Annotated in this window: 28 protein-coding genes and 1 pseudogene; 15 read left to right on the forward strand and 14 right to left on the reverse strand. The window is 70.4% G+C overall.

What is annotated here, in order from left to right:
* Positions 1-32 precede the first annotated feature (32 nt).
* Both ACRWNP_RS15360 and ACRWNP_RS15365 read left to right on the forward strand, forming a co-directional pair.
* Positions 33-1,145: a sensor histidine kinase gene (locus ACRWNP_RS15360; protein WP_431961761.1), complete on the forward strand. Its 1,113-nt coding sequence runs from the start codon at positions 33-35 to the stop codon at positions 1,143-1,145.
* A 536-nt stretch (positions 1,146-1,681) separates the two neighbouring features.
* On the forward strand, positions 1,682-2,077 hold the full coding sequence (locus ACRWNP_RS15365; protein WP_431961795.1) for a cupin domain-containing protein: 396 nt from the start codon (positions 1,682-1,684) through the stop codon (positions 2,075-2,077).
* Between the two features lie 213 nt (positions 2,078-2,290).
* Here ACRWNP_RS15365 and ACRWNP_RS15370 read toward each other — a convergent pair.
* Positions 2,291-2,473 (reverse strand): annotated as a pseudogene (locus ACRWNP_RS15370) (response regulator transcription factor); the annotation flags it as partial.
* Between the two features lie 339 nt (positions 2,474-2,812).
* On the opposite strand from ACRWNP_RS15370, the gene ACRWNP_RS15375 reads away from it, so the two are divergent.
* On the forward strand, positions 2,813-3,367 hold the full coding sequence (locus ACRWNP_RS15375) for an FtsX-like permease family protein (protein WP_431961796.1): 555 nt from the start codon (positions 2,813-2,815) through the stop codon (positions 3,365-3,367).
* A 143-nt stretch (positions 3,368-3,510) separates the two neighbouring features.
* A complete protein-coding gene (locus ACRWNP_RS15380) occupies positions 3,511-4,110 on the forward strand; it encodes an SMI1/KNR4 family protein (RefSeq protein WP_431961762.1) in 600 nt (199 codons plus the stop codon).
* Between the two features lie 34 nt (positions 4,111-4,144).
* Here the strand turns inward: ACRWNP_RS15380 and ACRWNP_RS15385 are convergent, their stop codons facing one another.
* Together ACRWNP_RS15385 and ACRWNP_RS15390 are read right to left on the reverse strand one after the other, a co-directional pair.
* Positions 4,145-4,996, reverse strand: a complete 852-nt coding sequence (locus tag ACRWNP_RS15385) for a hypothetical protein (protein WP_431961763.1) — start codon at positions 4,994-4,996, stop codon at positions 4,145-4,147.
* A gap of 82 nt (positions 4,997-5,078) precedes the next feature.
* Positions 5,079-5,486, reverse strand: a complete 408-nt coding sequence (locus tag ACRWNP_RS15390; protein ID WP_431961764.1) for a hypothetical protein — start codon at positions 5,484-5,486, stop codon at positions 5,079-5,081.
* A 97-nt stretch (positions 5,487-5,583) separates the two neighbouring features.
* Between ACRWNP_RS15390 and ACRWNP_RS15395 the strand changes: the two genes are divergently transcribed.
* The 3 genes from ACRWNP_RS15395 (at position 5,584) to ACRWNP_RS15405 (ending at position 7,802) form a co-directional block, all read left to right on the forward strand.
* Positions 5,584-5,985, forward strand: coding sequence for a nuclear transport factor 2 family protein (locus ACRWNP_RS15395; protein ID WP_431961765.1), 402 nt, complete (start codon positions 5,584-5,586; stop codon positions 5,983-5,985).
* 67 nt (positions 5,986-6,052) lie between these two features.
* Positions 6,053-6,511: a nuclear transport factor 2 family protein gene (locus ACRWNP_RS15400; RefSeq protein ID WP_431961766.1), complete on the forward strand. Its 459-nt coding sequence runs from the start codon at positions 6,053-6,055 to the stop codon at positions 6,509-6,511.
* 58 nt (positions 6,512-6,569) lie between these two features.
* Positions 6,570-7,802: an epoxide hydrolase family protein gene (locus ACRWNP_RS15405; protein WP_431961767.1), complete on the forward strand. Its 1,233-nt coding sequence runs from the start codon at positions 6,570-6,572 to the stop codon at positions 7,800-7,802.
* Between the two features lie 398 nt (positions 7,803-8,200).
* On the opposite strand, the gene ACRWNP_RS15410 is transcribed toward ACRWNP_RS15405, so the two are convergent.
* Both ACRWNP_RS15410 and ACRWNP_RS15415 read right to left on the reverse strand, forming a co-directional pair.
* Positions 8,201-8,638, reverse strand: a complete 438-nt coding sequence (locus ACRWNP_RS15410) for a hypothetical protein (protein WP_431961768.1) — start codon at positions 8,636-8,638, stop codon at positions 8,201-8,203.
* A 10-nt stretch (positions 8,639-8,648) separates the two neighbouring features.
* Positions 8,649-8,879 (reverse strand): hypothetical protein, encoded by a 231-nt coding sequence (locus ACRWNP_RS15415; protein ID WP_431961769.1) that lies wholly within the window; start codon positions 8,877-8,879, stop codon positions 8,649-8,651.
* A gap of 510 nt (positions 8,880-9,389) precedes the next feature.
* Between ACRWNP_RS15415 and ACRWNP_RS15420 the strand changes: the two genes are divergently transcribed.
* The 4 genes from ACRWNP_RS15420 (at position 9,390) to ACRWNP_RS15435 (ending at position 11,995) form a co-directional block, all read left to right on the forward strand.
* Positions 9,390-9,863: a TetR/AcrR family transcriptional regulator gene (locus ACRWNP_RS15420; protein ID WP_431961770.1), complete on the forward strand. Its 474-nt coding sequence runs from the start codon at positions 9,390-9,392 to the stop codon at positions 9,861-9,863.
* The gene (locus ACRWNP_RS15425; protein WP_431961771.1) at positions 9,821-9,961 is read left to right on the forward strand and encodes a hypothetical protein; all 141 of its coding nucleotides are present in this window, start codon (positions 9,821-9,823) and stop codon (positions 9,959-9,961) included. Before ACRWNP_RS15420 ends, ACRWNP_RS15425 begins: the two co-directional genes overlap by 43 nt.
* An 84-nt stretch (positions 9,962-10,045) precedes the next feature.
* Positions 10,046-10,840 carry an SDR family NAD(P)-dependent oxidoreductase gene (locus ACRWNP_RS15430; RefSeq protein WP_431961772.1) on the forward strand — a complete coding sequence of 265 codons (795 nt, stop codon included), beginning with the start codon at positions 10,046-10,048 and terminating at the stop codon, positions 10,838-10,840.
* Positions 10,841-10,972: 132 nt separating this feature from the next.
* Positions 10,973-11,995, forward strand: a complete 1,023-nt coding sequence (locus ACRWNP_RS15435; RefSeq protein WP_431961773.1) for a methyltransferase — start codon at positions 10,973-10,975, stop codon at positions 11,993-11,995.
* A gap of 122 nt (positions 11,996-12,117) precedes the next feature.
* On the opposite strand, the gene ACRWNP_RS15440 is transcribed toward ACRWNP_RS15435, so the two are convergent.
* From ACRWNP_RS15440 to ACRWNP_RS15470, 7 genes are all read right to left on the reverse strand, one after another.
* Complete coding sequence (locus tag ACRWNP_RS15440) at positions 12,118-12,783, reverse strand: DUF1062 domain-containing protein (protein ID WP_431961774.1); 666 nt, start codon at positions 12,781-12,783, stop codon at positions 12,118-12,120.
* 550 nt (positions 12,784-13,333) lie between these two features.
* Entirely contained in the window at positions 13,334-13,591 is a 258-nt protein-coding gene (locus ACRWNP_RS15445; protein ID WP_431961775.1) for a hypothetical protein, read from the reverse strand.
* A 211-nt stretch (positions 13,592-13,802) separates the two neighbouring features.
* Positions 13,803-14,081: a hypothetical protein gene (locus ACRWNP_RS15450; protein WP_431961776.1), complete on the reverse strand. Its 279-nt coding sequence runs from the start codon at positions 14,079-14,081 to the stop codon at positions 13,803-13,805.
* Between the two features lie 124 nt (positions 14,082-14,205).
* Positions 14,206-15,360 (reverse strand): RNA polymerase sigma factor, encoded by a 1,155-nt coding sequence (locus ACRWNP_RS15455; RefSeq protein WP_431961797.1) that lies wholly within the window; start codon positions 15,358-15,360, stop codon positions 14,206-14,208.
* An 8-nt stretch (positions 15,361-15,368) separates the two neighbouring features.
* On the reverse strand, positions 15,369-15,776 hold the full coding sequence (locus ACRWNP_RS15460; RefSeq protein WP_431961777.1) for a YciI family protein: 408 nt from the start codon (positions 15,774-15,776) through the stop codon (positions 15,369-15,371).
* A 155-nt stretch (positions 15,777-15,931) separates the two neighbouring features.
* A complete protein-coding gene (locus ACRWNP_RS15465; RefSeq protein ID WP_431961778.1) occupies positions 15,932-16,186 on the reverse strand; it encodes a hypothetical protein in 255 nt (84 codons plus the stop codon).
* 59 nt (positions 16,187-16,245) lie between these two features.
* A complete protein-coding gene (locus ACRWNP_RS15470) occupies positions 16,246-16,650 on the reverse strand; it encodes a four-helix bundle copper-binding protein (RefSeq protein WP_431961779.1) in 405 nt (134 codons plus the stop codon).
* 337 nt (positions 16,651-16,987) lie between these two features.
* Here ACRWNP_RS15470 and ACRWNP_RS15475 point away from each other — a divergent pair, with 337 nt between their 5' ends.
* Positions 16,988-18,322 (forward strand): APC family permease, encoded by a 1,335-nt coding sequence (locus ACRWNP_RS15475; protein ID WP_431961780.1) that lies wholly within the window; start codon positions 16,988-16,990, stop codon positions 18,320-18,322.
* Here the strand turns inward: ACRWNP_RS15475 and ACRWNP_RS15480 are convergent.
* On the reverse strand, positions 18,279-18,506 hold the full coding sequence (locus tag ACRWNP_RS15480) for a PadR family transcriptional regulator (protein WP_431961781.1): 228 nt from the start codon (positions 18,504-18,506) through the stop codon (positions 18,279-18,281). The genes ACRWNP_RS15475 and ACRWNP_RS15480 overlap by 44 nt on opposite strands.
* Before the next feature lie 9 nt (positions 18,507-18,515).
* Between ACRWNP_RS15480 and ACRWNP_RS15485 the strand changes: the two genes are divergently transcribed.
* The gene (locus tag ACRWNP_RS15485) at positions 18,516-19,175 is read left to right on the forward strand and encodes a hypothetical protein (protein ID WP_431961782.1); all 660 of its coding nucleotides are present in this window, start codon (positions 18,516-18,518) and stop codon (positions 19,173-19,175) included.
* 186 nt (positions 19,176-19,361) lie between these two features.
* On the opposite strand, the gene ACRWNP_RS15490 is transcribed toward ACRWNP_RS15485, so the two are convergent.
* Positions 19,362-19,820 (reverse strand): MerR family transcriptional regulator, encoded by a 459-nt coding sequence (locus ACRWNP_RS15490; protein WP_431961783.1) that lies wholly within the window; start codon positions 19,818-19,820, stop codon positions 19,362-19,364.
* A 94-nt stretch (positions 19,821-19,914) separates the two neighbouring features.
* Between ACRWNP_RS15490 and ACRWNP_RS15495 the strand changes: the two genes are divergently transcribed.
* Complete coding sequence (locus tag ACRWNP_RS15495; RefSeq protein ID WP_431961784.1) at positions 19,915-20,742, forward strand: oxidoreductase; 828 nt, start codon at positions 19,915-19,917, stop codon at positions 20,740-20,742.
* A 55-nt stretch (positions 20,743-20,797) separates the two neighbouring features.
* A complete protein-coding gene (locus tag ACRWNP_RS15500; RefSeq protein WP_431961785.1) occupies positions 20,798-21,034 on the forward strand; it encodes a hypothetical protein in 237 nt (78 codons plus the stop codon).
* The last annotated feature ends 477 nt before the right edge of the window (positions 21,035-21,511 follow it).

Raw genomic sequence — 21,511 nt, forward strand, 5'->3', positions numbered from 1 at the left:
GGCAGGCGGCCGTACAGGTACCGGGAGGTCAGATGAATCTCCGGCGCCCGCCGTCCGCGGTGCTCGACGGCGCCCTGGTCGTCGTCGCGCTCTTCGACGTCTGGGTGCACGTCCAGGCCGACGAACCCTTGCAGTTGGTGTGCGCGGTGGGCGGGGCCTTGGCGCTCCTGCTACGGCACGTCGTGCCGTTGCCGACGTTCCTGGTGACCTTGCCCGCCGTCTTCTTCTCCGACGCGATCTTCGCATCGCTGGCAGCGCTCTACACCCTCGCATCCGTCTCACGCCGACGCGTCATCCTGGCCGTTGGTGTGGTGGCCTTCACGCTCTGCGACCTGGCGCCGGACGTCAACGTGTCGGCGGACGATCTGGTCACCACAAGCTACACGGCGGCGACCGCGGCCGCCGCGGTCTTCCTCGGGCAACTGGTGCAAGCCCGCAGGGACCTCTCGCACCGCATCGCGGAGATCTCCGAGGCCCGCGAGCACGAACGGCTGCTGATCGCCCAGACCGTTCTGGCCGCCGAGCGTGCCCAGCTCGCCCGGGAGATGCACGACGTGGTCTCCCACCAGGTCAGCCTGATCGCGGTGCGCGCCGGCGCCCTTCAGGTCGGTACGCGTGACGCTCACGCCAAGGACGCCGCGAGCACCATCCGCCGGCTGAGCGTGCAGACCCTGGACGAGCTGAGATACATGGTCGGCGTGCTGCGTGCCTCCGGTGATCGCCCGGCCGATCTGACCCCGCAGCCGTCCCTGGCGGATCTGGAGCGCCTCGTCGGCGGCAGCGGCATCGACGCCGAACTGGCCGTCGACCTGCCCGGGGACCTGGCACCCTCCGTACAGCGCGCTCTCTACCGCACCGTCCAGGAGGGGCTGACCAACGTACGCAAGCACGCCCCGGGTGCCGCCGCCACCGTTCGGCTCTGGCGCAGCGACGCGACCGCCCATGTCACGGTCACCAACAGCGCCCCGACCCGGCCGACCGTCCCCTTGCCGAGCGCCCATTACGGTCTGACAGGGCTGCGCCAGCGTGCGGCGCTGCTCGGGGGCACCCTCACGTGCGGTCCCACCCCTGACGGTGGCTACCGGCTCCGGGTGGATCTCCCGGCCAAGACGACCACGCCCTCACCAGGCGAAGTCGGCCGGTAGCGAGCGGCGGTGCAGGTCCGGCGATGTGGCGCGGGGCCGACGGGTGTATTGACTCCACGGCGTTACAGGCAGAGCATGGGGTTCGGTGGAAATGTGGCATTAAGCGCAAGTTTGTACATGACCACTTGATATGCGGGGCTTGATTGCCCGCAGGGAGGCCCGGGGCCGGTCGGGCAGGGAGCCGCAAGTGGTCACGCGCCTCGACCAGGCCCAGGAACCGACCTGGCAAGGAGAGTTGGCATGCGTATTCCCGGGTGGCCCCTCGCCGCGATGGCCGGCCCGCCCGTTTCCGCCGTGAGCCACGGCGGCTGGGGCGACGGCAGTTGGGGTTCGGGCTCTGGCCATGGCGGCCATGGCGATGGTGGCTACGGTGGCGGCGGTCACGGCGGTGGCGGCGGAAGGTAGTGGCCACGACGGGGCCGACTTCGAGTCGGCCCCTCTCGTGCGCAGGCAGCCCCTGATCACGGAGGTGCAGTACGGTGTCGGACAAGGGATCAGAAGGCCAGGCCGGCGGGCAGTCGCACGCTGAGCTGTGGATGACGCAGTTGAAGACGCTTCAGGACGTCAAGCCACCGTTCGTTCCGGAAGGGGCCTCGGTGATGACCATCGTCGTCTGGCGGGAGCCCGGTGACCAGGGCGCACCTCCGCACCGGCACTCGGGCCCGGCTTTCGGCTACGTCGTCGAGGGAGCCGTCCGCTTCGAGCTCGAGGGCGAGCCGGAACGGGTGATCAAGGCCGGCGAGTCGTTCTGGGAGCCGGGCGGGGACGTCATCCACTACCAGGACGGCAATGCCCTGACGGACGGGCGGACCGAGTTCGTCGTGACCATGCTGTGCGCGCCCGGCCAGCCGATGCTCACCGTGGTCGGCGAGGAGGAACTGGCCCAGCGCGCCCACCTGCGCGCTCCGCGCCCCGCAGCGGCTGACTTGTGACGGCCGGTGGCCGCGACCGCCCATCATCAGCCGGCCTCCTGTGCGCCTGCCGCACAGGCACACCCCGACTGCGTCCTTCACCCAGGAGACTCCAACAGCATGTACATCGCCATGAGTTCTTGAGCAGGTCGCAAAACCGGCCAGGTGGGCGGTCCGGCCCATGCGCGCGGCTGGTCCGTCGCACAACAACGCGGGGCACGGCCGGGCCCCGGTCTACGCCAGCTCGGCGGACGGCCGGGCCTCCTCGCGTGCGCCGGCGCTGACCAGCCCCGTCTCGTAGGCGACGATGACAGCCTGGACACGGTTACGGAGCCCGAGTTTGGCGAGGATGCGGGCGACGTGGGTCTTGACGGTCGCATCGGCCAGCCGGAGGCGGGTGGCCAGTTCTGCGCGGGCGGTCACGTACGGTCGACGCCCTCGCCCTCGGGCGCGGCGCTTCGTCGGGGCGCGGCCGGTGGGCGGTCCGCCTGGCCGGACGGCTGCCGTTGCCGCGGCCGGTCGCCCTGGGCCTGGCCCGGCCTTTCGCGCGGCCCGCCGGGCACTTGCCCACGCGGTCACCGCCACCAGGCCGGGCACCCCGGCGATCACCGCCAGGTCGACCCAGGGGGCGATGGCCAGGGAAGAGGTGCCGTAGACCTCCTCCGTCTCGGCCAGTACGGGGACGGCGAGCAGGTGGCCGGCCAGGACCCCGAGCACCGTTCCGGCGGCGGCCGGAATCAGTTGATGGACATCCGGATGCCGGAGATGGACGGCCTGGAGGCCACCCGCCGCATCCTCACCGGCACCCCCGGCGAAGCGCTGAACAAGCACCTGGCACCGCTGGGGGTCACCGCTCGGACGGGCGGGCTCGACGCCGGCGGCGACATGGTGGTCACGCTCAACGCGCTGTCCGTGACCCTCACGTTGCTGCTCGTCGCCGTCGCCGCGCTCGGCGTGCTCAACGGCGTGCTGCTCGACACCCGCGAGCGCGTCCGGGAGATCGGGGTCCACAAGGCGCTCGGCATGACCCCCCGGCAGACCATCGCGATGGTCCTCACCTCGGTCGTCGTGACCGGACTGGTCGCGGGTGCGCTGGGCGTGCCGCTGGGCGTAGCCCTGCACGGCTGGGTCATCCCCGCGATGGGCGACAGCGTGGGGCTCCGCCTCCCCGCCTCCGTCATCGCCGTCCACCACGCGGCCGAACTGCTCCCGCTCGCACTCGGCGGCCTGCTCATCGCCATCCTGGGCGCGCTTCTGCCCGCCGGCTGGGCCGCCGGAACCCGAACCGCCACGGCCCTGCGCACCGAATAGGACGTCAGGCCCGGAGCGCCCACCCCCGGCCCCCACGGCAAGCATCGGTGGGGGCCGGTCGCGACGGGACGCGTGGCCGACCCCGCCGGGGTGTTGTCAGTGCCGGCTCGTATGCTCTCGGCGACCCGATCGAAGGGATTGCCGTGGTAGACCCCACAGGTATCGCAGCGCTGGCCCAGGTCCTGCCTCCCGATCAGGGGGCGGACGAGGAGATCGACTGGCCGGCGGCCGAGGCGCGCTGGGGTACCCGATTCCCGCGTGACTACATGGCCTTCATGTCCGTCTACGGTGCCGGATCGTTCGCTGAGGTCGGCATCCTCATGCCACTGCCGAAGGAGTACATCCAGTGGGACCCCGGCACCTTCGAAGACGAGACGGAGAACGCCCGCTACATCTGGGAGATGCTGGGCGGTCAAGAAGGTCTCGACATCGATCCGGATCACATACTCGCCTGGGGCGTCACCTCCGGCCCCGACATCCTCTGCTGGCTGACCACTGACCCGGACCCCGACGAATGGCCCGTCCTGGTCTGCGGCCGGCACACCGACGACGACTTCACCCTGTTCCCCTGCGGCATGGTCGAGTTCCTCCGCAAACTGCTCCTGGACGAGTACGACCCGTACCCGCTGAGCATCGACCTGCGCGACGCCTCCCCGCGCTATGTGCATTGGCTGGAGGAACAGCGGCGCTGGAAGGCAGGGTTGGACCGCCGTACCGGGCGACCGCGACCAGCGGTTCCGTAGGAGCTGTCACCGGGTCGCCGGCCCCAGGCGCGTTCTAGCCGAGCTTCCGCAGTGCCTTGTCGATGTTGGCCCGGTACGTCCGCAGTGCCTTGAGGCCGGCGGTGTAGCGGTCGCGATGCCGTGCCATGTCCGCGGCCTGCTTCTGCGCGAGTACGGCGTGCCAGACCTCGGCCGTGCGGTTGCGGCGCTTGCAGGTGACGTCCGCGACGGCGGTGGCCCGCTCCCGTTGCGTATGGCGGGTGTTGCCGTCGCCGCCCCGCTTCCAGTCGCGGTCCCTGTACGCCGCGACGGGGTCGGGGTAGCGGGTGAATCCTTGAGCTGCCACACAGTCGGACCACACGTCCCAGGCCGCGCGGAGGCGCGGGTCGTGCCTGACCGCCTTGTCGACCTCGATCGCCTGTCTGCTCGCGTAGAGCCAGTCCCGCGTGACGTCGATGCCGCGCAGCAGTCGTCGGTTCGCCTCGGCGTTGCAGTCGGGCCAGTCCGCGTACTCGGCGTCGGTCATGCGGCGGCCCTTCGGCCGGGAGGCCGGGTGCTTCGCCGGGTCCCAGCCGTAGCCCCAGCGGCGTGCGGTGTCCGGATCGAGGACGCCGTATTCGGTGCCGACCACGGTGATCGCGGTGGCGACCATCGGGTCGCGGGGGTAACGGGGGTCGAGCGGGAAGTCCGGGTGGCCCCGGTCCGCCATGCACTGCCGTACCAGCAACGCCGATGCACGCTGGGATCGCTGGTAGTCCCGCGGCGTGAAGTCGAAGCGGTCGGCCGGCAGGGGACCGAGGTCCGACGCTGTGCGGATGACCTCCAAGGGTTCCGCGCCGGAGGCGCAGATCGCCGCAAGCATCGCCACCCCAGCCGTGACGCCCAGCCGCCACCCCCGCCTCGCCATGGGCAGGAATGCTAGCGGGCGGCGCGTACCCGGTCGGCCCCGGGCCCCGGTGGCTGACGATCGGCGGGCCTGCCCGACTGCCTCACGCGCCGTTGACCGCCAGGGGACGCGGGTCCGGCACGGACGGTTCCGGGGGCGCCCGGGTCCACAGGTGGGCGCATGCCGCTTCGCGGATGGTGCGCAGCGGCGGAGTGGAACCGGTGATCCGGCTCATCGTGGCGCCGCCCTGGACGGCGGCGAGGAGCACTGCGGCGGCGCGTTCGTCCGTGTCGGCGGGATGGCGGAGCAGCCGGTCGGTCCGCCGGGCGGTCAGGCCGCCGGCGAGGGCGGCGTGCCGGCGTTCGGGTGGTCGCAGGGGGCGCTGGTCTCCCAGGACGCGGTGCGAGTGGTCGGATGTCGTCGGGGCAGACCTCTGCCGCGCCCTTGACCGCGAGGAGCTGTGCGGCGCCCTATTACTTCTGGACTTGCGGGTCCAATTTTCGCCATCCATGCTGGCGGCGTCAGGAGATGGACCAAGCGGTCCGGACTGCTCCGTTGCCCGCGGCCCACCCGCCCCAGCGCGCGAGGCCGGAAGGAGAGTGAAACCCATGTCCGTCGACAACGACGCACTGGTCCGTGCATTCGTCGAGGCGTTCGACAGCAAGGACACCGACCGCCTGCTGCCCTTCCTCCACACCGACGTCGTCTTCCGCAACTACGGCGACGACGAGATCCGGGGCCGTGACGCCCTCCTGGAGATGTGGCGGAACGTCTTCAGCACCTTCGAGCAGATCAAGTTCGAGACGGTCCACCAGGCCGTCAACGGCGCCATCGTCATCGCCGAGCAGGTCCACGGCCTCGCCCTTCCGGGCGGGCCGCTCGCCCCGGTGATGAACATGGCCGTCTACGAGATCCGCGACGGCAGGATCGCCGCCTGGCGCGACTACACCAACCCCGTGCACGCCAGCACGCTCCTGGGCCGAGCCGGCCGCTCGCGCCCCGACCGCTGACCCCGGGGGCGCATCCGGCCCGGCCACCGCACCGCCGGGCGACCCCCGACCCCGTAAGGAGAACCAGATGAACGACGTCGAGCGCCTGACCGCGATCGAGGAACTGCGCCGCCTGATGGCGCGGTACGTCCGCTACGCCGACCAGAAGCGGTGGCAGGACCTCGCCGCCCTGTTCACCCCCGACGGCACCTTCACTCCCCACAAGCCCGACGGCTCGGTGTGGCTGCGGATGAACGGCCGTGCGGACATCGCCGCCACGATCGGCGGGAGCAGTGGCCCCGACGACGTCCTGGTCCACCATCTCTTCTCCGACGAGATCGACGTCGAGTCGGCGACCGGCGCCCGCGGCACCTGGTCGATGGAGGACATCATCACCCGGCCCGAGGACGCCGAGACCAACCCGGACTTCCCGTTCAAGGGCATGCACGGCTTCGGGCACTACCACGCCCGCTTCGTCAAGGCCGACGGCGCCTGGTACATCGCCGAGCTCGAGCAGACCCGGCTGCGGCTGGACTTCACCTACTGACCGTGCCCCGTTGCAGGGGCACCCGCATCTTCCCCCTTCACAAGAAAGCAGTGCACTCATGGGTGACAAGAACACGGTTCCGCCGGAACCCTTCACCATCGACGTCGCGCAGGACGTCCTGGACGACCTCACGGACCGCCTGAAGAAGACCCGCTTCTTCGACGACCTGGACAACGAGGAGGAGTACTACGGTGTGAGCACCGCCTACCTCGAGCCGCTCGTCGAGTACTGGGCCGACGGATTCGACTGGCGCGCGGCCGAGAAGCGGTTGAACGCCCATGAGCAGTTCAAGGTGGAGATCGACGGCACCCCCGTCCACTTCGTCCGCAAGCCCGGCAAGGGCCCGAACCCGACCCCGCTGCTGGTCCTGCACGGCTGGCCGTGGCCCGGTGAGTTCAGCTACCCGCTCATCGACCCGCTGGCCGACCCCGTCGCCCACGGCGGCGACCCCGCCGACGCCTTCGACGTGATCATGCCGACCCTGCCCGGCTTCGCGTGGTCCACCCCGGTCACGCGGGGTGACCTGAACTACTGGAAGATCGCCGACATCCTCCACACCCTCATGACCGAGGTGCTCGGCTACGAGAAGTACGGCTCTCTGGGCTCCGACTACGGCGCCCTGGTCAACAGCGCCCTCGGCCACAAGTACGCCGACAGCCTCATCGCGCTGCACTTCGGCCACGACCTGCCGCCGGGCCTCTTCCAGCACGACCGCTACTGGGACCTGACCATGGGCCAGCCCATCCCCGCGGACGCCTCACCGGAACTGCGCGACGACATCAAGAAGTTCCACTCCACCTACGCCTCCCACGTCGCCGTGCACATGCTGGACGCCTCGACCCTGTCGCACGGTCTGAACGACTCCCCGATCGGCATGCTCGCCTGGCTACTGCAGCGGTGGAAGAAGTGGAGCGACAAGAACAACGACTTCGACGCCGCCTTCTCCCGGGACTTCGTCCTGACCCAGGCCACGGTCTTCTGGGTGACGCAGTCCATCGGCAGCTCGATCCGCATGTATCGCAACACGGTCCGTCACCCCTGGGTGCCGTCACACGACCGGCAGCCGGTGGTCGAGGCCCCGGCCGGCTTCACCTTCCTGCTCGGTGACGTCTACCCGCCCGGCGTCCGTACGGTCGAGGAGCGCATCGCCGCCTTCGTGCACGGGCCGTCCCACGACCTGTTCAACGTGGTCAACGTCAACGCCCACCCGAAGGGCGGCCACTTCGGGCACTACGAGAATCCCGAGGCCTTCATCAGGGACGTCCGCGAGACCTTCCGCAAGGTGCGCTGAGGGGCCCCGAACTCGGTCAGGAGGTCGCCGGGGCGGCGCAGAGCCCGGCGATCTCCGCCGCCTGACGGCGCGCCGCGCCCGCGGGTGCGCATCCTCCAGCGAGGCGCGGTGCTGCGGAAGCAGGGCCGACACCGACTTCACCACGACGCTGCTCGTCGTGCTCGGGTACCCGGACGAGACGCGCGTCTCTCGCCGGCCGATCTCGCGCTTCGGCGCCGAGAAGATCTTCACCCACATGTGACGAACTGAGCGGGTGCGCGATCGGCGCGCCTGCCCGGTTCTGCGCAACTCGACTGTCCTGCGCCCGCACTCCTCCTCGACGGGCGCCGGGCAGTCGACCTCTGCCGACCTCGAGGAGGCCAGGATGCAGGACAGTCCAGAACCGTGCGGCCGCGGGGTCAGTCGACAGCGAGGACGTCGGAAAGACTCACGGCAGGGCAACCGAGCATCGTTGTCAGCGTGCGTCGCTGGCGCTCGGTCAAAGTGACGACGAAGATCGCAGCGTCGGCGTCGGCCTGCTCGCAGGCCTCAGCCACCTCGCGGACCTTTCCGTAGCTCAGCAGGGTCCGCGAGGAGAAGGGCAGGCCCATCTTCCGGGCCCCGCCGTCCGAGACGCCGCGTCGCTGCACGATCTGCCCGACGACCCGCGCGCCGCGCGCCGCCAGTTCCGCGGCCGCCGACGCCATGGCCGTGCCGAAGTCCCTCTCCTTCGCGGAGAAGTAGCCGACGACCACCACATCAGCCCCCGTGACCGTGAGCCGCGAAGCCTGGCGCCGGCCGGGCTCCGGCGGCACACGGCGGGCCAGGCGCCGGTCGCGCCTTCGGGGCTGATGCACGCATCACAGGTTAGGTGCCGGGCCGGCTGCGGCGACACGCGTTTTCTCGCTGACCGATGTTCGCGCGCAGGAGCGGAGCGTCCTCGACCTCGGCGAGCCAGATCCATGCGGGGCGGAACCGGTCGGCGTCCAGCTCCTCTCGGGTCCTCGCGGCGGTCAGGGCGGCGGCGGGACCGTCCGCCGGGTAGTCGGTGGCACGGTCGAGGGCGCTGGGGTCCGCGGTGGCGGGAAGACATCGCATCCGGCCCGTGATCTCGACCGGACGGCACCGGAGCAAGGCATTGACCGCTGCCTGCATCGCGGTGGGCGGGGATGGGATGCCGCCTCGTGGAGCGGATCTTGGTGGTGGGTGTCACGGGCGCGGGCAAGTCCACGCTCGCCCGTGTGTTGAGCGGTCGACTCGGCCTGCCGTACCACGAGATGGACGGGCTGTACTTCACCGGCCCCGACTGGGCCGGGTCGTCGACTCCCTGGGCCGTCAGGAGGTTCGTGATCTGCTGCCGGCCTGGTCGGCCTGCTCCCGGCACGCGGGCCGTCGCCTGGAGATCGAGCGCCGTGCCGAAGATCCTCGCTTCGCGCCTCCCGACACCCTCCGCTTCGGGCGCCCGGACGAGGTCGCGACCTGGCCGGCATCCCGCTGACCCCGGTCATTCCGTGTGCGTACCCCTAGATCGCTGCAGGTCAGGGCGCTATAGGTGCCTGCGTCACGTTTACTTTATTGGTCAATCCAGAATCGTGCTACGCTTTTGGCATGGGACGGATGAGGGAGTTCGACGTCGACCGAGCGGTCGGCCGCGCGATGGACCTGTTCTGGCGTCGCGGCTACGCGGAGACCTCCCTGCAGGACCTGCTCGACGAACTGTCGATCGGAAGCGGCAGCTTCTACGCCGCCTTCGGCTCGAAGGGGCGGCTTTACCTCCGGGCCCTGGACCGCTACTCCGCTCTCCAGGCGGACGACCTCGTGGAGATCCTCGAGCGCGCGACCGAGATCCGGCCCGCGGTGCGACAGGTCCTCGTCGCCATGATCGAGGCGGATCTGGCGGACCCCTCCCGGGGCTGCCTCGTGGTCAACACGGCCACTGAAGGCGGGACCGGGCTCCCGGCGGCCGAACTCTCGCGTCGATGCGGCACGTCGAGTCGTCGCTCGCGGCGGCCCTGGAGCGCGCGAAGTCGCGGGGTGAGTTGTCCGCGGACAAGGCCCCGGTCGAGCTGGCCCGCTTCCTGACCACATTCGTCCAGGGTCTCCGTATCGTCGGCCGGGCTCGTCTGGGGCGGGCCTTCGCCGAGGACGCCCTCGCCGTGGCGATGCGCGCCCTGGACTGACCGTAGACGGGCTCCGACTCGCGTCATGCGAGCCGGGTCTCTGCTCACCGTAATTCTGTATTGATCACTCCACAAAGGATTCACATGGAACTGCACCTCAAGGACAAGGTCGCTGTCGTCACCGGCGCCAGCAAGGGCATCGGTCTGGCCGTCGTCGAGGCGATGGCCCGCGAAGGCGTCCGCGTCGTCGCCGGCAGCCGCAACTCCACGCCCGAACTCGACGCGCTGGCCGAGGCGTACGACGTCACGGTCGTGCCCGTCGACCTCGGGACCCCGCAGGGGGCGGCCACCCTGGTCCGCCAGGCCGCGGAGCGCCACAACCGGATCGACATCCTCGTCAACAACGTGGGCGCCGCCGAACCCCGCAACGGGTTCCTCGAGGTCGACGACGCCGACTGGCAGCGGATCTTCGACCTGACGTTCTTCAGCGCCGTCCGCGCCAGCCGCGCCGCACTTCCGTACCTGGTCGAGGCCGAGGGAGCGGCGATCGTCAACATCAGCTCCATCAACGCCCGGACGCCCTTCCCGATGGTCGTCGACTACTCGGCGGCCAAGGCCGCGCTGACGAACCTGAGCAAGTCGCTGTCCGAGGAGTTCGCGCCGAAGGGCGTGCGCGTCAACGCGATCTCTCCCGGCCCGGTCCGCACTCCTTTCTGGACGGCTCCGGGTGCCTTCGCGGACGCCACCGCCGCTGCCGCCGGCACCACCGCGCAGGAGGCCCTGGACGTCGTGGTGCCCCAGAGCATGGGCATCACCTCGGGCCGTATCACCGAGCCGCAGGAGGTCGCCGACCTCACGCTCTTCCTGGCCTCGCCGGTGGCGGGCAACATCAACGGGGCCGAGGTGGTCATCGACGGCGGTCAGATCAAGACCCTCTGACCACCCGGGCCGGCATCGCCCTCCTCCCGTCCCGCCCCCCGCCCGCCCCGCGAGGGGCGACAGTTGCCGGCGAAGCGAGGCCGGGACACATGACCAACCCGAGAATCCGTTGTTGAGCGAGTGGAGACACGTGTGACCGTCGACGAACCGATCACCCCCGAGCCGATCCTGCAGCTGGGCCTGGGATTCATGGCATCGAAGACCCTGCTGAGCGCGGTGGAGTTGCAGATCTTCACCGTCCTGGCGCACGGCGGCCGGGATCGTGCGTCCCTCGCCGGCGAAGTGGGGCTCCATCCGCGGTCCGCCGCGGATTTCCTGGACGGCCTCGTGTCGCTGGGCCTGCTGAACCGAGACGATGACGGCGTCTACCACAACAGCCCCGCGGCCGACGTGTTCCTGGACCAGGCCAAGCCCTCCTACGTCGGCGGAATCCTGGAGATGGCCAACGCCCGTCTCTTCGGCTTCTGGGACAACCTCACCGACGCCCTGAGAACCGGCATCCAGCAGAACGAGGTCACGCACACCGGGGCGCCCTTCTTCGCGACGCTGAGCCAAGACCCCGTCGCGTGGCGGAACTTCCTGAACGGCATGAACGGTGTCAGCACACCCCTCGCCGGCGCACTCGCGGCCGACTTCGACTGGACCGGCCGCCGGCACGTCGTCGACCTCGGCGGCGCGCTCGGCGCCGTGCCCGCCGCAGTGCTGCGATCCCACCCCGAGATGACCGGCGCCGTCTTCGAACTGCCGCCGGTGCGCCCGGTATTCGAGGACTTCGCCGCCGCTCACGGCCTGTCCGACCGCCTCTCCTTCCACGGCGGCGACTTCTTCTCCGACCCGCTTCCTCCGGCCGACGTCTACGTCATGGGGCAGATCCTCCACGACTGGAACCCCGAGCAGCGGCAGTTCCTGCTCCGCAAGGCCTACGACGCCCTGCCCGAGGGCGGCACGCTGATCGTCTACGACGCCATGATCGACGACGACCGACGCCACAACACCTACGGCTTCATGGTCTCGCTGAACATGCTCATCGACACGGAAGCCGGCTCCGAGTACACCGTCGCGGACGTGACTCAGTGGCTGAGGGCGGCCGGCTTCTCCAAGACGAACGCTCGCCCCCTCATCGGCGGCTACACGGCCGTATACGCCACCAAGTGATTCGTCTTCGAGCCTGTGCGTGAGCGCGAAGCCCCCGGCAGCAGTGAGTCTCGGCCAGAGATCCACCGCTGACGACGGGCTTCGCGCGTCGTACCCCGATTCGGGCACCGGTCAGGCGGCGGCTACCCGTCGGCGAGGACGTAGAAGGTGAAGTCTTCGCGTGCCTTCGCGTCAACGGCCATGGGCAGGCGGATGCGCCCGGAGTCGACCATGTCCCGCACAGTGGACCGGCTCAAGCCGAACCCGGTCATGAGGAGCTTCTCGACCCTGATCGGCGCCGGGAGTTCGAACCTGAGGACGACCTCGAGCGATGTGCGGTCCTCATGCGCGAGTTCATAGAACGGCATGTCGGTCTGCAGCTCCCATGTACCGCGCCAGTCGAGGCGGTACGAGGCCTTGCCGGCCAGTGCCCCGTCCATCGCCAGATGTCGCACCATGGCCGGGTCATTGTTCTCGAACATCAGCAGCCGCCGGCTGTCGAGCGTCTGGACGTGGACGCGCTCGTGCACGGGGATCTTCGACGTCCGGCCGCACAGCTCGCAGCCGATCAGTATCCAGACGTCGAGGAGCTTGCCGCTCGCGTTCACGCGGATCTTCCCGGTGGGATGGTGACGCGTGGACCTGCACGACACGCAGGCCTTGACGACGGCGGGCAGACCGAGCTCCCTGATCACCCACAGTGCCTTCCGGTCGACGTCGGTTCCGCCACCTTCAACGGGCACACGGGCAGGACGAGAATGGGTCATGGCTTCGGCGAACTCCAGGCTTGCGGGGAAGGCATCGCGCATCGCATTGCGGCGCGGTGAATCGCCCTCCGGATCCAGTGGCGTACGGCCGGGGCGCCTCAGAGCGGCACACCGGCCGGCGCGACGTGGCGTGTCACGTCGCGTGAAGGAAGCCCGCGCCGATCACAAGGTGCGGGCTTCGAACGGCACGCCGGAGGGGGACGGGGAGTGACTCGAACCCGTCTTCATTCCGTACGTGCGCCACTGATCACAGATCCATGCCTGGGATGATGTGCGACCAGCGGGCCGTCAGGCAAACGGTTTTCCGGTGTCGGATCAGCGACGCGCTCCAGCCGCCCCGGGCGGCGACGCGCAAGGCCCCTTGGCGCAGGCCGAAACCGCAGGGATCACGAGGATGTGCGACTCCGGGACACCGGTCAGCCTGCTGCCGGCGGACGAGATGTCCTTGACCGGCTGTGAACCGTAGGTGGCCACCGCAGATGCCGCAGGTCGACGGCTCTGCGTGGGCGGCGGCTCCTGCCCAGGCGCAGCCGCCCGGAAGCCCTGAGGACCTCGGTGCCCTCTCGGCCGCCCAGGGTGACTCACCGTGTCGCTATGGCGTGAGCGTGACGCGGACGGACCCCTCGGTGGCCGACCACGACAGGCCGTTGTGCATCATCCTGGCGCCGTCGGTCAGCATGCGGGCAGCCATGGCGGTAACCGACTCGGCTAGGTCCGAGGCGCTCGCCGGCACGCGCTTGCGTGCCCGGTCGGCGGTCATGTACAGGGCCCGGATCGCCGCATCGATGTCGTCCACCTCCTGGCTGGCAGAGGGGCCAGGCTCGATCTCCCAGTACATCTGCATCGTCATCGCCCCTTGCCTGGAACGCGCGGCAGCCACAGCCACAGGATGCCGGTTGAAAGGCCGAGTCGCATGCTGACTGAGCCGCCTCTGACGCACGCAGATGTTCCCGCCACAGGCGTTCCGCGGTGGCCTGGTGCGCGCTCGATCGTCGCACCGGCACAGTGGAAGACCGGTCATCAGGGGGCGCGGGCCGTCGAGCGAAGCGGGCGCGCCGTGCTCAGCGGCAGCAGATCACGCTGACCGGGGTGAACGACGCGTAGGAGGTCCACCTGGCGCGGTCCTTCGTGCGTTCGCGAGCCCGCGCAAGCATGCCCGAGGCACGGTCGGCACCGATCACCGTGCCACCGACCCCGACACGTTCCGCCAGCGCCGGGAGACCGGTGCCGGGACCGCGCCCCACATCCGACGCCGACTGGCCCGCCTGGACGTCCAACGGTTCGAGCAGCTTCCGCTTGGCAGCCTGATCGGGCCGGGGCACACCGGGAGTCGACGCCATGCCGGCGAGTCGAACACTCCGGTTCCGCGACCGGTGTCATTTCCCGCGAACATCCGCGCCGCCCGCGCAGGGCGCGCGCCCGGCAACGGGGTCCCGGCCACAGTCAAAGGGCCGTACCGATCTGTCAGCGTCCCCGGCGGGAGTTGAGGCGGGCGGCCTGGCGGGTCAGGTGGTCGCGTTCGGCGAGGTTGGGTGCCTTGCCGGCCGCCTCGGCGTACAGGCGTGCCGCCGTCGCCAGGTCCCCGTCGCGCTCGTGCAGGTACGCCGCCACCGCCGCGTACCGGGGCAGCGAGTCGTCCAGCGCCGCGAGCGCCGCGAGCGCCGCCAGGCCGGCCCGCGGCCCGTCCGCCTCGCCGACGGCCACCGCGCGGTTGAGCCGGACGACGGGGCTGTCCGTCAGGCCCGCCAGTTCGTCGTACCACTCGACGATCTGCACCCAGTCGGTCTCCCCGGCGGTGGGCGCGTCGGCGTGCAGCGCCGCGACGGCGGCCTGGGCCTGGAACTCGCCCAGCCGGTCGCGGGCCAGGGCCGCCTGCAGGATCTCGACGCCCTCGGCGATCGCCTTGGTGTCCCACCGGCGGCGGTCCTGCTCGGAGAGCGGCACCAGGCTCCCGTCGGGCGCGGTCCGGGCGGCTCGCCGGGCGTGGTGGAGCAGCATGAGGGCGAGCAGCCCCGCCACCTCGGGATGGTCGATCGCAGCTGCGAGTTGGCGCGTGAGGCGGATGGCCTCTGCGGCGAGGTCGACGTCACCGGAGTAACCCTCGTTGAAGACCAGGTAGAGGACCCGCAGCACGGTGGCGACATCGCCGGGCTGGTCGAACCGCACACCGGAGACGGTGCGCTTGGCGCGGCTGATGCGCTGCGCCATCGTCGCCTCGGGCACAAGGTAGGCCTGGGCGATCTGGCGGGTGGTCAGCCCACCCACGGCGCGCAGCGTGAGCGCGACCGCGGACGACGGCGTCAGCGACGGGTGGGCGCACAGGAAGTACAACTGGAGCGTGTCGTCAGCCGCTGGCGTGGGCCCGGGAGCCGGCTCCCGGTCGAGGAGGTCCTCACGCCGGCGGCGGGCGGTCTCCGACCGCGTCGCGTCCAGGAACCGGCGCCAGGCCACGGTGACCAGCCAGCCCTTCGGGTCCCGCGGCGGGTCGGCCGGCCAGACACGGACCGCCTCGATCAAGGCGTCCTGCACCGCGTCCTCGGCCGCCGCGAAGTCGGCTCCGCGGCGGACGAGGACGGCGAGGACCCCGGGCGTGAGGCCGCGGAGCTGTGCCTCGTTCATGGGAGTGGTCATTCGGTGATGGTGGGCGGGCCGGTGAGGAAGGGGCGGACCTCGAGCCATTCGTGGATGGGCCGGCCGCCGGCGCCGGGGGCGGCGGAGAGTTCTGCGGCGAGGTCGACGGCGCGCTGGTGGGTGTCGACGTCGATGATCATCCAGCCGGCGATGAGGTCCTTGGTCTCGGCGAAGGGGCCGTCGGTGACCGGGGGGCGGCCTTCGCCGTCGTAGCGGACCCAGGCTCCCTCGGGGGCGAGGGCCTGGCCGTCGACGAACTCGCCGGTCTTCTCCAGGCGGGCGGCGAAGTCCTGCATGTACTGGATGTGGTCGGAGATCTCCTGGGGCGTCCACTGGTCCATCGGCACGTCGTTCACCGCCGCCGGTGCGCCGCGGTAGTGCTTGAGGAGCAGGTACTTGGCCATGGTGGTTCTCCTTGGTGCCGGTGCGACCCATTGTGGTCGCCTTCACCACGGGGACGGAGCCGTCCACGGGTTCTCGACATCACCGCCCAAGATCTTCTCGGGATTCACGTCGACGGGCTTCGGTCCCCCCGAGGAACGGTCGTCTGCGGCGGATGTCACCGGCGCGAAGGCTTCGGCCGCGTCCGGCCGGCCCGGACGGTGGACGGCCGTACGGGCCCCGGGGGCCCCGCCGACCAGCGTTCAGGCCCGCAGCCGAGCCGTACGAAGGCGAGGCCGTAGAAGGACAGGATCACGTCGACGGAGACGTGCGGCAGTTGCTCCCAGGCGGTGTCGGCGATCACGGCCCGCGCCGGAGGCGGCAGGGAGCCGGCGGGAACGTCAGCAGGGTCGACGGTTGTCTCGTTGGTCACGGCCGCAGTGTTCCGGCCGGCTCCGACTTCACCCGCACCGATCAGCGCAGCGGACGAGGTCAGCCGAGGGCCTGGAGCAGGTCGTTGCAGGCCCGCTCGCAGGAGCGGCAGGCTTCCGAGCAGATGCGGCAGTGTTCCATCCCGGTATGGCGGCCGCACTCGTCGGCGCAGGCTTTGCACGCGGTCGCGCACGCCTGGAGGATCGCGCGGGTGACGTTGGCGTCGTACCCGGTGTGGCGGGACAGGACGGACGCCGTGGCGGTGCAGATGTCCGCGCAGTCCATGTCGGTGCGTATGCACTTCGCGAGGTCGCCCACCATGCCCTCGGAGAGGCAGGCGTCCGCACAGGCGGTACAGGCCTGCGCGCAGGCGATGCACTCCTCGATGCAGTGGCTGAGCTTTTCCCGGTCGACGCTGCCGAGGTCGGCCGGATAGGTCGCCAGCATGTCCTTGACTGTGGTCATCGGTCGGCTCCTTTCCCTGCCGGGACCGGCGGGGGCGTGCGACCGCCGCGTCAACGGTCCCGACACTGGGCGGCTAGCCCGCCTGGCCCGTCGCAAACGTGCGGGAACCGCCACTGCGCCAGGTTCTCGCTCCCCATGGCTGAGGCCGGATACCGCGGGCAGCGCAGCTGACCACACCCCCGCGTCCATCTGCCGTTCTCCCTGCGTTTCCCTCACCCGGTCACCCTGAGGCCGCCCCACAGGCCGACGGCGCCAGCGGCTGAGCCGCGAGGTCATATATCGTCATTCGATATCGGGCCCCGTCAGGTCTGGAGATGCCGTCACAAGGGAGCAGGCCATGAGCAAGGGATCGGCGGCAGCCGGCGTTCCCGATCAGCTGGAGCGTCGGCTGGGCGTGGTGGACGCCGTGGTGATCGGCCTGGGTTCCATGATCGGCGCGGGAATCTTCGCGGCGCTCGCCCCAGCCGCACACGCGGCGGGCTCCGGGCTGCTGGTGGGTCTGGCGGTGGCCGCGGTGGTGGCCTACTGCAACGCCACGTCCTCGGCGCGCCTGGCCGCCCGGTATCCGGCTTCGGGAGGCACATATGTCTACGGCCGCGAGCGGCTGGGCGCGTTCTGGGGGTACCTCGCCGGCTGGGCGTTCGTGGTCGGCAAGACCGCCTCGTGCGCGGCGATGGCGCTGACCGTCGGTGCCTACGTGTGGCCGGGGCAGGCACACGCCGTGGCGGTGGGGGCCGTGGTGGCGCTGACCGCCGTCAACTACGTCGGTGTGCAGAAGTCGGCATGGCTGACCCGCGTGATCGTCGCGATCGTGCTGGCCGTGCTCGCCGCCGTCGTGGTCGCCTCGCTGACCTCGGACGCCGCCGATGCGGCCCGGCTGGACGTCGGCGCGGACGCCTCGGCCGGTGGGGTGCTGCAGGCCGCCGGCCTGCTGTTCTTCGCTTTCGCCGGTTACGCCCGCATCGCGACCCTCGGCGAGGAGGTGCGTGATCCGGCACGCACCATCCCCCGCGCCATCCCCATCGCGCTCGGCATCACCCTGGCCGTCTACGCGCTGGTGGCCGTCTCCGTGCTCACGGTGCTCGGCCCCGACCACCTCGGTGCCGCGGCCGCGCCGCTGTCGGACGCGGTCCGGGCCGCCGGCGCCGACTGGCTGGCGCCCGTGGTCCGCGTCGGCGCGGCCGTGGCCGCCCTGGGCTCGCTGCTCGCGCTGATCCTCGGCGTCTCACGGACCACCTTGGCGATGGCCCGCGACCGGCACCTGCCGCACGCCCTGTCGACCGTGCATCCGCGGTTCAAGGTCCCGCACCGGGCCGAACTCGTGGTCGGCGCGGTCGTCGCGGTGCTGGCTGCCGTAGCGGATGTGCGCGGCGCGATCGGGTTCTCGTCCTTCGGCGTGCTCGCCTACTACGCCATCGCCAACGCCTCCGCCTGGACGCTCACCCCGCAGGAGGGGCGACCGGCACGGGCCATTCCGGTCGTGGGCGCCGCCGGCTGTCTGGCGCTCGCCTTCGCCCTGCCGCTGTCCTCGGTCGTCTCCGGCGCCGCGGTGCTGGCCGCCGGCGCGGCCGCCTACGGCATCCGTCGTACACTCCTCCGGCGGCAGGCCACATACCCGCCCAAGCGGACTACGAGGCGTCGCCGCCGAGGACTTCGTCGGCCAGCTCTTTGAGCGCCCTGCGGTCCTCGGCGAGCGCCTTCCTCCCGGCCTCGGTGGCCTTGTAGACGCGCCGGGTGCGGCCGTTCACCACCCGCTGCTCCGAGACCAGCAGGCCGTCGGCCTCCAACCGGTGCAGCGTGGGGTAGAGCGTGCCGGGGCTGATCCGGTAACCGTGCCGGGCCAATTCCTCGGTCATCCAGGCCCCGTGGATCTCCGCTTCGGCAGCGTGATGCAGGATGTGCAGCCGCACCGCCGCCCGCTGGAACTCCCGCATCATCCACCTCCGCGCAGGCCCCGCTGTGACGAAACCGATATCGGTTTGCGAGTCTACGCCACGCTGTTTCCGCCGGCCCTCAGCGTTGCTGCGCTCCTCGGAACGCTGGCAGCCATTCTGCGGACGCCTCGGCGCGTGCGGCCATTCGTCGGCGTCGTGTGCTGTCCACTGCTCTTCGCGGCCTGCTATCGGGCTTACACGCTTGCACCGATGCTGAAGTGCTGGAATCACAATTCCATCGCGCGCCAGACGGACGGCTCCTACGACTGCGCCGACCGCTGCATCTGGTCTTGGCCTTCCGCTGCTGCGACGTCGCCCGGCGCCGGACGTGAACGCCCCGGGATCGCGGCCGGCCACGTCCGCCTCGTCGCCGCAGGCCGGCCGACCGACGTGCCGAACCACCTGCGGACTAACCGGATCCAGGACGGGCCCCGCCACTCGAATGCACGGACCAACGTTGATCAGGCGACGGAGTGCCATGGCGCCGCGCGGCCGAAGTGCTTCGACCTGCTCCGCAAGCCCTCGGCCGGAAGCGCCCGCCCTCGTCGGAAGAGTTTCGGTCGCTGGGTTTCGGCGGCCGCCGTGAGGTAAGGCGACCTCGCAGAGCCGCCCTTCCCGCCCCTTGGCGGACTGCCTCACGCAGGCCGAAGTGCCGGGCGCTCGAGGGCGGTACGCGACTTGATGTCCGGTTCGTGGTCGCCTGAACGTGTGGCCGTGGGGAACCGGGCCGGTCAACGGGTTCGGCCGTGCTGGAGTAGCGGGGTGAGCGACATCAACTCACGTCCCGCCCTCTGACGGATGGCACTCCTGGTGAGTGCTGGCCTGGGCTGCCGCATCCGGGTGGGACGGATTCCAGAGCCGGTCGGCCTCGCCGCGGACGACATGGTCCTCGTAGATCCTCACCTTGTGCCGCATCACGTCCAGGGTCTCTTGCAGCTCCCGGATCTGCGCCTCCACGTGGGTTTCGTGCCGGCGTAGCAATTCCAGCCGCTCATGTTCGTTGCCCGGGCCCTGACCGACCAGCTCGATGTATTGCCGGATCGTGGCCAGTGACATGCCGGAGGAGCGCAACTTCGTGCAGATCTCCAGCCACTCCAGATCTTCCTCGTGATAGATCCGACGGCCGTTGGACAGGCGGCGCACCGGGTTGGCGAACAGGCCCTCCCGCTCGTAGAACCGCAGCGCGTGAACGCTCAGCCCACTGCGCTCTGCCACCTCGCCGATGCTCAGGTCCATGAGTGACTCCCGTCACGCAGCTCTTGATCTAGACCCGACTCTAGCTTCTAGCGTCGAGTTGTCGGCCAATCGGGCCATTGGAATAGGGGAGAACATGAGCGTTTGGTTTGTTACCGGTGCATCGCGCGGGCTCGGCGCGGAGATCACCCGTGAGGCGCTGGACCGAGGGCATAGCGTGATCGCTACGGCGAGGGACGTGTCGGCGGTGCTCGAGGCGCACCCGGAAAAGCCGGACGGACTGCTGGCGATGAACGCGGACGTGACCGAACCGGAGCAGTTGACGGCCGCGGTGGAGGCTGGCCTGGCGGAGTTCGGTCGGATCGACATCGTGGCCAACAACGCCGGTTACGGCCTCGTGGGCGCGATCGAGGAGACCTCCGACAAGGCTGCCCGGGATCTGTTCGACGTCAACGTGTTCGGCGTGCTCAACACGTTGCGGGCGACCCTACCGACGTTGCGTGCTCAGCGATCCGGACATGTCGTGAACATCGGTTCCGTGGGCGGCTTCGCCACCGCTCCGGCGGCGGGCCTGTACGGCGCGTCGAAATTCGCCCTCGAGGGCATCTCCGAGGCACTGCACGGCGAGCTGGCCCCGCTTGGCGTCCGCGTCACGATCATAGAGCCGGGCGGCTTTCGCACCGACTTCCTCAACAGCTCCAGCATCCAGGTCGAACCAGCCGCCATCGTCGACTACGCCGCCGGCGCGGGACCGGTGCGCGAGGCACTGGCCAAAAACGACGGCCGCCAGCCGGGCGATCCGGCGAAGGGAGCCAAAGCCATCGTCGACGTCACCGAGGTTGCCAAGCCGCCGCTGCGCCTGCAGTTGGGCGCGGACGCGGTCGAGCGCGTCGAGGCAAAGCTGGATCTGGTGCGACGTGAACTCGACCAATGGCGCCACGTCGCACTCTCCACCGCCATCTGAGTCTCAGAGGGTGGTACGCGACCCGAAGGCCGTCGTGAGTTGCGTTGGGTGAGGTGTGCTGGTCGCGGAGGCGCTGGATGTCCTACGGCCGGTTCTGGGTGAACAATCCGGGCTCGGTCTCGGTGAGGATGCCACGGGCGACGAGACGCTTGAGCCTGGAGCGGACGCCTTCGATATTCTTCGGCAGCAGCCCGAGGTCGAGGGCTTCGCACAGGTCACGGGCGCGCAGGGGCCGCTGTTTCTCACCGGCTCGATCAGCGCCCACCGCTCATCGGATAAGTCATTCTTGTAGGACTTGCGCTCACTCACCCCGCCACTCCAGCACGGCCGAACCCGATGACCGGCCCGGAGTCCCCACAGTCACACCTTCAGGCCATAACGAACCGGACATCAAGTCGCGTACCGCCCTCTCAATGCTTCGGTCGGCGAGGAGGTCAGGATGGACGCGACGCCCCGCGCGCGTCATCCCGCAGAGAAAGCCCCGGTCAGCGGCATCCATGAGGACACCCGCGGCAACAGTCTCCGCTTCACCGTAGGGACGTCCGGGGCCGTACCCTCCCGCCTGACCCGAAAGGGGGAGCGGAGCCCGTAGGCCCCCGGTCGCCCGCCCGGCCATCAAGGCGTCGGGGCCGGCCGGGCGGGCCCGCGGACGCGGCCCCGCCGGCGTTCACCGCCCTGGCCACGGCGGGGCCGCCCGACACGGGCCGGGCAATGCTGCGGGAGGACTGATCACCAGTCAGGGCCGTCGGCCGGCGGGGCTGGTGGCCTA

Origin of the sequence: Actinacidiphila sp. bgisy160, assembly GCF_965342435.1 — a bacterium.
GTDB lineage: Bacteria > Actinomycetota > Actinomycetes > Streptomycetales > Streptomycetaceae > Actinacidiphila.

Excerpts from the sequence above, each read along its gene's own strand:
- ACRWNP_RS15360 (WP_431961761.1), top strand. The coding sequence starts at position 33 with ATGAATCTCCGGCGCCCGCCGTCCGCGGTGCTCGACGGCGCCCTGGTC.
- ACRWNP_RS15365 (WP_431961795.1), top strand. The coding sequence starts at position 1,682 with ATGACGCAGTTGAAGACGCTTCAGGACGTCAAGCCACCGTTCGTTCCG.
- ACRWNP_RS15375 (WP_431961796.1), top strand. The coding sequence starts at position 2,813 with ATGCCGGAGATGGACGGCCTGGAGGCCACCCGCCGCATCCTCACCGGC.
- ACRWNP_RS15385 (WP_431961763.1), bottom strand. The coding sequence starts at position 4,996 with ATGGCGAGGCGGGGGTGGCGGCTGGGCGTCACGGCTGGGGTGGCGATG.
- ACRWNP_RS15390 (WP_431961764.1), bottom strand. The coding sequence starts at position 5,486 with ATGGATGGCGAAAATTGGACCCGCAAGTCCAGAAGTAATAGGGCGCCG.
- ACRWNP_RS15395 (WP_431961765.1), top strand. The coding sequence starts at position 5,584 with ATGTCCGTCGACAACGACGCACTGGTCCGTGCATTCGTCGAGGCGTTC.
- ACRWNP_RS15400 (WP_431961766.1), top strand. The coding sequence starts at position 6,053 with ATGAACGACGTCGAGCGCCTGACCGCGATCGAGGAACTGCGCCGCCTG.
- ACRWNP_RS15405 (WP_431961767.1), top strand. The coding sequence starts at position 6,570 with ATGGGTGACAAGAACACGGTTCCGCCGGAACCCTTCACCATCGACGTC.
- ACRWNP_RS15415 (WP_431961769.1), bottom strand. The coding sequence starts at position 8,879 with ATGCGATGTCTTCCCGCCACCGCGGACCCCAGCGCCCTCGACCGTGCC.
- ACRWNP_RS15420 (WP_431961770.1), top strand. The coding sequence starts at position 9,390 with ATGGGACGGATGAGGGAGTTCGACGTCGACCGAGCGGTCGGCCGCGCG.
- ACRWNP_RS15430 (WP_431961772.1), top strand. The coding sequence starts at position 10,046 with ATGGAACTGCACCTCAAGGACAAGGTCGCTGTCGTCACCGGCGCCAGC.
- ACRWNP_RS15440 (WP_431961774.1), bottom strand. The coding sequence starts at position 12,783 with ATGCGCGATGCCTTCCCCGCAAGCCTGGAGTTCGCCGAAGCCATGACC.
- ACRWNP_RS15445 (WP_431961775.1), bottom strand. The coding sequence starts at position 13,591 with ATGACGATGCAGATGTACTGGGAGATCGAGCCTGGCCCCTCTGCCAGC.
- ACRWNP_RS15450 (WP_431961776.1), bottom strand. The coding sequence starts at position 14,081 with ATGGCGTCGACTCCCGGTGTGCCCCGGCCCGATCAGGCTGCCAAGCGG.
- ACRWNP_RS15455 (WP_431961797.1), bottom strand. The coding sequence starts at position 15,360 with ATGAACGAGGCACAGCTCCGCGGCCTCACGCCCGGGGTCCTCGCCGTC.
- ACRWNP_RS15460 (WP_431961777.1), bottom strand. The coding sequence starts at position 15,776 with ATGGCCAAGTACCTGCTCCTCAAGCACTACCGCGGCGCACCGGCGGCG.
- ACRWNP_RS15470 (WP_431961779.1), bottom strand. The coding sequence starts at position 16,650 with ATGACCACAGTCAAGGACATGCTGGCGACCTATCCGGCCGACCTCGGC.
- ACRWNP_RS15475 (WP_431961780.1), top strand. The coding sequence starts at position 16,988 with ATGAGCAAGGGATCGGCGGCAGCCGGCGTTCCCGATCAGCTGGAGCGT.
- ACRWNP_RS15480 (WP_431961781.1), bottom strand. The coding sequence starts at position 18,506 with ATGACCGAGGAATTGGCCCGGCACGGTTACCGGATCAGCCCCGGCACG.
- ACRWNP_RS15490 (WP_431961783.1), bottom strand. The coding sequence starts at position 19,820 with ATGGACCTGAGCATCGGCGAGGTGGCAGAGCGCAGTGGGCTGAGCGTT.
- ACRWNP_RS15495 (WP_431961784.1), top strand. The coding sequence starts at position 19,915 with ATGAGCGTTTGGTTTGTTACCGGTGCATCGCGCGGGCTCGGCGCGGAG.